1 protein-coding gene is annotated in these 510 nt (G+C 57.8%); it reads right to left on the bottom strand.

From position 1 onward, the window contains the following. Nucleotides 1–510, bottom strand: a 510-nt coding sequence (locus EN780_RS37310) for a helix-turn-helix domain-containing protein (RefSeq protein WP_128276646.1), incomplete at both ends; no start/stop codon positions are given.

Genomic DNA, 510 nt, shown 5'->3' on the forward strand with positions numbered 1-510 from the left:
ACACTTGACCGCCCCCCAAAATGCGTCCTGGCGTGATAATTTTCGCTATGGCGGCGCTGTTTGCGGTGGGTTGCGGGACCCACGCCGAAATGGGCCTGAAAGGCCCGTGAGAAATGACTGCGGTTGGAAAAGCCTGTGGCCAGCGCGACTTCGACGAGCGGCAGGTTTGACTGTTGGAGAATCTCGTCGGCCTTCTCCAACCGTAAAGACCGATAGAACTGCATCACGCTCTGTCCTAACTGTTCCGTTGCCAACCGCTCTAATTGCCGCATCCCAATACCACTCAAGTGTACCAGATCGTCCAGCTTCAGCGGGTCCGCAATGTGGCTTGTCATCAATTGCACCATGGCGACCAGAGCGGGATGGCGCAGATCGTACCTGCGTATTGGGTCCAATTGCTGAGGGGCCTCGGCCTGCCGGATGCCGGTATGGATGAACCAATCGCTGACCGCACGGGCCAATTCCACACCGTGATCTGAAGCGATCAGCGCATGGGTCATGTCTAGGGGG

Origin of the sequence: Mesorhizobium sp. M4B.F.Ca.ET.089.01.1.1 (assembly GCF_004022605.1) — a bacterium.
In the GTDB taxonomy this organism is placed as follows: domain Bacteria; phylum Pseudomonadota; class Alphaproteobacteria; order Rhizobiales; family Rhizobiaceae; genus Mesorhizobium; species Mesorhizobium abyssinicae.